Origin of the sequence: Paraburkholderia sp. SIMBA_053, assembly GCF_046534895.1 — a bacterium.
GTDB lineage: Bacteria > Pseudomonadota > Gammaproteobacteria > Burkholderiales > Burkholderiaceae > Paraburkholderia > Paraburkholderia caledonica.
This window is the reverse complement of the sequence record NZ_JAWRXU010000020.1, coordinates 92,742-99,112: the sequence shown is the minus strand read 5'-3', so window position 1 is coordinate 99,112 and position 6,371 is coordinate 92,742. Positions and strand designations below refer to the sequence as shown.

The following is a 6,371-nucleotide window of genomic DNA, read 5'->3' as shown; positions in this document are numbered from 1 at the left end:
AAGCGGCCATTATCCCTTCGTCGAGGTGTATCAATTCCTCAGTGCCGACGTGTATCAATTTACAGGTGCCGATGACACCAGCAACATTCGTTCTTCGGCCAGCAGTTCGAACCGCAGACCTGCGGGCGTGTGAACCGGCTTGCGCAGAATCGCCGCATCCGCACGGTCCTCTACCATCATTTCGATGATGTCCGCCGCGTTGACCTCCGTCATTTCGATGGCGACCTCAGGGTACAGTTCACGGAAATTGCGGATGGCCGTGGGCGTCAGAGGATGAAACGCAGCCGAACTCGTAAGCGCAACGCGCACGGTGCCGATGTGCCCTTGCGCAACGCGGCGCGCCTGAACGACTGCATTGTCCAGTTCGAGCAGCACGGAGCGGGCGCGTGCTGCGAACGTTTCACCTGCCGCCGTCAACGCGACGCCGCGCGGCTGCCGCACGAAAAGCGCGAAGCCGAGTTCCTGTTCGAGTTCCTGAATCTGCTGCGACAGCGGCGGTTGCTGAATGTGCAGCCGGGCGGCGGCGCGGGTGAACTGGCCTTCTTCGGCGACCGCGAGGAAGTAGCGCAAATGTCTCAGTTCCATGGTTGGCCTGCTATATGTGTTGGATATGGCAACCGCGTCTCATATGTATTTTACATTGGTGACTTCCGCACGTACTCTCTATTTGCACGCAGCCGAATACAAAGGAGACACATGCAAACCGTTATGCAAGCGGTCACGCCCGCTGCGGCCGCGCCACCTCTCAGCCGTTCACAGATGCGCCGCGCGGTGCTTGCTTCAGTCATCGGCAATGGTCTTGAGTGGTTCGACTTTCTGATCTACGGGTATTTCGCCAAGGTCATTGCACAGGTGTTCTTTCCCGCGAACAACAGCTTTGTGTCGATCACATTGACGCTCGCCACGTTTGCAATCGGCTTTCTGGTGCGGCCGCTCGGCGGCATTGTTATCGGCGCGTGCGCCGATCGTTACGGGCGCCGCAAGACGCTGTCGCTGCTGATTCTTCTGATGGCGCTGAGTACGCTGATGATGGGCCTGACACCCGGCTACGCGACTATCGGCATTGCGGCGCCGCTCATTGTGATTGTCGCGCGCATTCTGCAGGGGCTGTCGGTGGGCGGAGAGTTCGCAACCGCAGCTGCAATGCTGACGGAATATGCGCCGCCTCGGCGCAAGATGTTCTTCGGCAGTTTTCAAATGACGTCGCAGGCCGTCGCGCTCCTGCTCTCGTCGCTCTGCGCGTTGCTCCTCACCACGCGGCTCTCGCACGAATCGCTCGTGTCGTGGGGCTGGCGCGTCCCGTTCCTGCTCGGCGCGCTCGTCGGTCCGGTGGGCTTCTATATCCGGCACAAAGTGGGCGAGTCGCCGGAGTTTCTTCAGCTGCGCGAGCGGCTCGGACACGCACCGCGTCAGTCGCTTCGCACGTTCATTCGTGAGCGCGGCGACGCGGCGCTGTGCGCGATGGGCGTCATCATCGTTGGGGCCGCAACGAATTACCTGTGGCATTCGTACATGCCGCTATATGTCGAGCATCAGCTGCATTTGCCGCTGAAAAATGCGCTGTTCGGAACGGCCATTTCTGGCCTGATTGGGATTGCCGGCTATCCGCTGGCGGGGCGTCTTGCCGACCGTTTCGGCGCATATCGTCTGTTTTTCCCGGTCGCGATAGCGTGGGTGTGCGTTGCCTATCCGCTCTTTGCATGGGTGCTCGCGGCGCCGTCCGCTGAACGTGTGTTCACCGCGCAAATGATTGCGACTGTCGTACTTAGCCTCATGTCCGGTGCGCACCCCGGCATGCTCACGCAGCTCTTTCCGACCTCGACGCGCTCCACAGGCGTTGCGCTCTCGTACAACGTGGCGGTCACGCTCTTCGGCGGTCTTGCGCCCCTCACGGTTTCGACGTTAATCGACGTCACCGGCTCGCGGTTGGTCCCGGCGTGGTATCTGATCTGCGCAGGCGTCATTTCGCTGCTGCTTGTTGGACTGACGGCCTCCGGGCGGCGCCTGGTTCGCAAGCCCGATCTCTGGCTGGCCGACGGTCAATGAGCGGCGCGATGAATCTTGTAATGGACAGCGATGCAAGGCCACGCAACGAAGTGCCTGTGCAGGTGATAGCCAGCGAACGGTTGATCGTATCGAACGCGCGCGGTGAGGCAGCCGTTCCGCTTTTCAAGGGCGGCAGTACGCGGCCCACTCAAGCGACTCGGGTGGTCGTGATGCTGCACGGAAGACTTCGTGATGCGGATGCGTACCTGCATTCCACACAGTGCGCACTGGCGTCGTCGACTGTCGAGCCCGACAGCGTGATCCTCGCCGTACCCCAGTTTCTTGCGACGGCCGATGTCCAGCATCATTCGTTGCCGGCCGACTGTCTGCACTGGGAGTGGACCTCTTGGATGGGCGGTCTCGATGCGATCGGGCCGGCGCCGCTAAGCTCTTTCGACGTACTCGACGCGCTGATCGAACACTACGTGCGTGACGACGCTTACCCGAACGTGCGGGAGATCGTCGTTGCCGGGCATTCCGGCGGGGCGCAGGTCGCGCATCGTCACGCGATACTCAGCGACGCCGCCGCACGTTGCAGGGCGGCGGGAGTGAACGTGCGTTATGTCATTGCGAATCCGTCGTCGTATGTGTACTTCGACACGTGGCGTCCGCATGCCGACGGATCGAGCGCAGACGCACGCGCCGCTTGCACCGGGTTCAACGCATGGAAGTACGGCACAGAAGCGTTGCCGCGCTATGCGAAGGGACTGGATGTCCAACAGCTCGAATACCGTTATGTCGATCGCGACGTCACTTATCTGCTCGGCACGCACGACAACGATCCGGCGCATCCGGCTCTGGACCGCTCATGCGAAGCCATGCTGCAGGGCCCGCATCGACTCGCAAGGGGCCGCGCCTATCTCGCGTATCTGCGCAGACGGCATCCGCAGTTGCGTCATCAACTGTATGAGGTGGCGGGCGCGGCGCACAGCGGTGACGCGATGTTCGTGTCGCAGGCAGGTGTGCAGGCGCTCTTCGGCACAACTGCACGGCTTATCGACACCGGCGTCGTGCACGAGGGCCGCGCGCTCGAATAGCGACAGCGGCGCGGACGCATAGCAACAACATAACCAGCCAATCGTTTCAGGAGACGAAGATGATCAGAAGATCGCTCGGGTGGGCGCTCGCCTTCACCTTTTGCATCAGCGGATGCGGCGGCAATGGACCGACCAGCGAGAATCCGGGCGGTTCGACGCCTGCGCCCACGGCGGCCACGCAATGCAGCGGGTTGAGCGGGCTGTCGATTCCGGCGTCCTTGATTGCTGTACCGACCAGCGGCGCGACGATTACCAGCGCGACGCTAGTGGAAACGAGCGGCGAATACTGCCAGGTGAACGGTGCAATCGCACCGGTCGACCCGGCTGCGCCTTCCATCAAATTTCAGGTCAATCTGCCGACCAGGTGGGATCACAAGGCGCTGCATTATGGCGGCGGCGGTTTCGACGGCACGCTGATCACCGGTGTCGATCCGCTTGACATGGCCCCGACCGGCACATCCACGCCGCTCGCAAACGGCTACGCGACCTTCGGCGACGACTCGGGGCATCAGAGTTCGAGCATTACGGACGGCAAGTTCGCCGCCAACGACGAGTCGCTTGCAAATTACGGCGGCTTGAGCCTCAAGAAGACACACGACGTCGCCATGGTGCTGATTAAAAAGCGCTACGCGAGCGCGCCCGACAAGGTCTATTTCTTCGGCAGTTCGACGGGTGGACGCGATGGTCTGAGCGAAGCGCAGCGCTGGCCGCAGGACTACGACGGCATCGTGGTGAACCGTCCCGCGCTCAACTATACGGGGCTTCGTCTGAGCAATGTCGTGCTGGGCCGGGCGCTGTATCTGAATAGCGGTGCGGGTTGGCTCGACGTGGCGAAAACGGTGTTGCTGCAGAACGCGGTCATGACCGCATGCGATGCGCTCGACGGCGTCGCCGACGGCGTCATCGCGAACGTGGCGGCGTGCAAGGCACAGTCGGCCACGGTGCTGGCATCGCTGCGCTGCCCGAGCGGCGCGGACTCGGGCGATACCTGTCTGTCGGACGCGCAGATCGCGACCGTGCAGACCATTGCCGCACCGCTGCAATTGCCTTATCCGCTCGCTAATGGCGTGACGCGTTACGCCGGCTACAACATTCTCGCCGGTTCAGTGTTCGCCGGGCCGAACACCACGCGCGATCTTGGCGAGTCCAGAGTCCCTGCGAATCCCGCCGGCAAGAAGGACGCTAACCAATGGGTAACGGGCGACCAGTGGGTCAAGTACTTCGTCACGCGCGTGCCGACTTTCGATTCATTGACATTCGACCCGCTGAATCCCGGTACGTACCAGTCGCGAGTGCAAACCGTGTCGGCGCTCACGGACGCGACGAGCAACGACCTGAGCGCCTATGTCGCGAAAGGCGGCAAGCTCATCATGACGCACGGTCTTGCAGACGAGATTGTCAGCACTGATTCGAGCACGGATTACTACAACGGCCTTGTGCAGCGCTTCGGACAGAGCACGGTGGATGGTTTCGTACGCTTCTACCTGATGCCGGGCGTAGGACACGGCACGGGACCGTTTCATCCGGCTGTCGATTCCCTTTCCGCACTCGATCAATGGGTAGAAACCGGCAAGGCGCCCGAAACGCTCTCGATGAGCGATCTGAACGCCGCAACGCTCGGCAGAACGCGGCCGCTTTGCCGTTATCCGCTATGGCCAAAGTACATTGGCGGAGATATCAATGTGGCCGCGAGTTTCCAGTGCGCTAGCTCCTAACGCGCAATTGCCTGATGCCGCCCGCAGGGCGGCGCCATGATCGGCGTGAGTCGAGTCTCTGAACGATGGAGAGCGCAGTTCCCCGTTCAGCTGGTGGACCTACATCAGAACGATGTCGTACTGCTCCTGGCTCAGATTCGACTCCACCTGCAGCGACACCGGCTTGCCGATGAAATCAATCAGCATTGCCAGATGTTGGGACTCTTCTTCCAGAAACAGGTCAATCACCTGTTGGGACGCAACCACGCGAAACTCACGCGGATTGAACTGTCGGGACTCGCGCAATATCTCGCGCAGCACATCGTAGCAAACGGTACGCGGCGTTTTCACCTGGCCCTTGCCCTGGCAAACCGGGCAGGGCTCGCACAGCACGTGCGCGAGCGATTCGCGCGTGCGCTTGCGCGTCATTTCAACCAGCCCCAGTTGCGAGAAACCGTTCACGGTCACGCGTGTGCGGTCGCGTGACAACGCCTTCTTCAACTCGCCCAGCACCTGATCGCGATGCTCGACGTTTTCCATATCGATGAAATCGATAATGATCACGCCGCCCAGGTTGCGCAACCGCAATTGGCGCGCAATGGTATGCGCCGCTTCCAGGTTCGTCTTGAAGATGGTGTCGTCGAAATTACGCGCGCCGACGTAGCCGCCCGTATTCACGTCAATGGTGGTCATCGCTTCGGTCTGGTCGATCACCAGATAGCCGCCCGACTTCAGATCCACGCGGCGCGACAACGCGCGCTGGATTTCGGCCTCGATGTTGTACAGATCGAAAAGCGGCCGCTCGCCTGTGTAGTGATGCAGTTTCGCGGACACCGCCGGCGTAAACTCCGCCGCGAAATCGGCAAGCATCTGATATGTCTCGCGCGAGTCGACCTGGATGCGCGATGTTTCATCGTTCACGAAATCGCGTAGCACGCGTTGCGCGAGATTCAGATCCTGATAAAGCAGACTCGTGGGCGGCATGCGCTGGCCTTGCGACAGGATCGTTGCCCATGTCTTGCGCAGATAGGCGACGTCGGCGGCCAGTTCTTCGCTCGTCGCATCTTCGGCGATGGTGCGCACGATGTAGCCGCCTTTCTCGTCGGCAGGCAATACGGCGGTCAGACGCGCGCGCACGGCTTCGCGCTCGGCCTCGCTTTCGATCTTCTGCGAGATGCCGATATGCGGCTCCTGCGGCAGGTAGACGAGCGTGCGCCCGGCAATGCTCACTTGCGTGGAAAGCCGCGCGCCCTTGGTACCGATCGGATCCTTCACCACCTGGACCATCAGCGTCTGACCTTCGAACACGATCTTTTCAATCGGCTGATGCGGCGTCTGATGTTGCGGCTCGCCGGCAATGCGCGGGTGCCAGATATCGGCTACATGCAGAAACGCGGCGCGCTCCAGACCGATGTCGATAAAAGCGGATTGCATGCCCGGCAACACGCGCACGACCTTGCCGAGATAGACGTTGCCGACGCGGCCCCGCGACAGCGTTCGTTCGACGTGAAGTTCCTGGACGGCGCCTTGCTGGACGAGCGCGACGCGCGTTTCCTGCGGCGTGACATTGATCAGGATTTCTTCATTCATGGTG

Annotated in this window: 4 protein-coding genes and 1 pseudogene; 3 read left to right on the top strand and 2 right to left on the bottom strand. The window is 61.5% G+C overall.

The window, feature by feature from the left end; all coding sequences use genetic code 11:
* Positions 1-75 precede the first annotated feature (75 nt).
* Positions 76-585 (bottom strand): annotated as a pseudogene (locus SB753_RS32580) (LysR family transcriptional regulator); the annotation flags it as partial.
* A 111-nt stretch (positions 586-696) separates the two neighbouring features.
* Here SB753_RS32580 and SB753_RS32575 point away from each other — a divergent pair.
* From SB753_RS32575 to SB753_RS32565, 3 genes are read left to right on the top strand one after another with little or no spacing between them, the layout of a single operon-like run.
* Positions 697-2,046, top strand: a complete 1,350-nt coding sequence (locus SB753_RS32575; protein ID WP_410803997.1) for an MFS transporter — start codon at positions 697-699, stop codon at positions 2,044-2,046.
* Entirely contained in the window at positions 2,043-3,083 is a 1,041-nt protein-coding gene (locus tag SB753_RS32570; RefSeq protein ID WP_410803995.1) for a hypothetical protein, read from the top strand. The genes SB753_RS32575 and SB753_RS32570 overlap by 4 nt, the downstream gene beginning before the upstream one ends.
* Before the next feature lie 59 nt (positions 3,084-3,142).
* Positions 3,143-4,798 carry a tannase/feruloyl esterase family alpha/beta hydrolase gene (locus SB753_RS32565; protein ID WP_410803993.1) on the top strand — a complete coding sequence of 552 codons (1,656 nt, stop codon included), beginning with the start codon at positions 3,143-3,145 and terminating at the stop codon, positions 4,796-4,798.
* A 99-nt stretch (positions 4,799-4,897) separates the two neighbouring features.
* On the opposite strand, the gene rng is transcribed toward SB753_RS32565, so the two are convergent.
* Positions 4,898-6,367 carry a ribonuclease G gene (gene rng, locus SB753_RS32560; protein WP_020069534.1) on the bottom strand — a complete coding sequence of 490 codons (1,470 nt, stop codon included), beginning with the start codon at positions 6,365-6,367 and terminating at the stop codon, positions 4,898-4,900.
* Positions 6,368-6,371: the final 4 nt, after the last annotated feature.

Excerpts from the sequence above, each read along its gene's own strand:
- SB753_RS32570 (WP_410803995.1), top strand. The coding sequence starts at position 2,043 with ATGAGCGGCGCGATGAATCTTGTAATGGACAGCGATGCAAGGCCACGC.
- rng (WP_020069534.1), bottom strand. The coding sequence starts at position 6,367 with ATGAATGAAGAAATCCTGATCAATGTCACGCCGCAGGAAACGCGCGTC.
- SB753_RS32565 (WP_410803993.1), top strand. The coding sequence starts at position 3,143 with ATGATCAGAAGATCGCTCGGGTGGGCGCTCGCCTTCACCTTTTGCATC.
- SB753_RS32575 (WP_410803997.1), top strand. The coding sequence starts at position 697 with ATGCAAACCGTTATGCAAGCGGTCACGCCCGCTGCGGCCGCGCCACCT.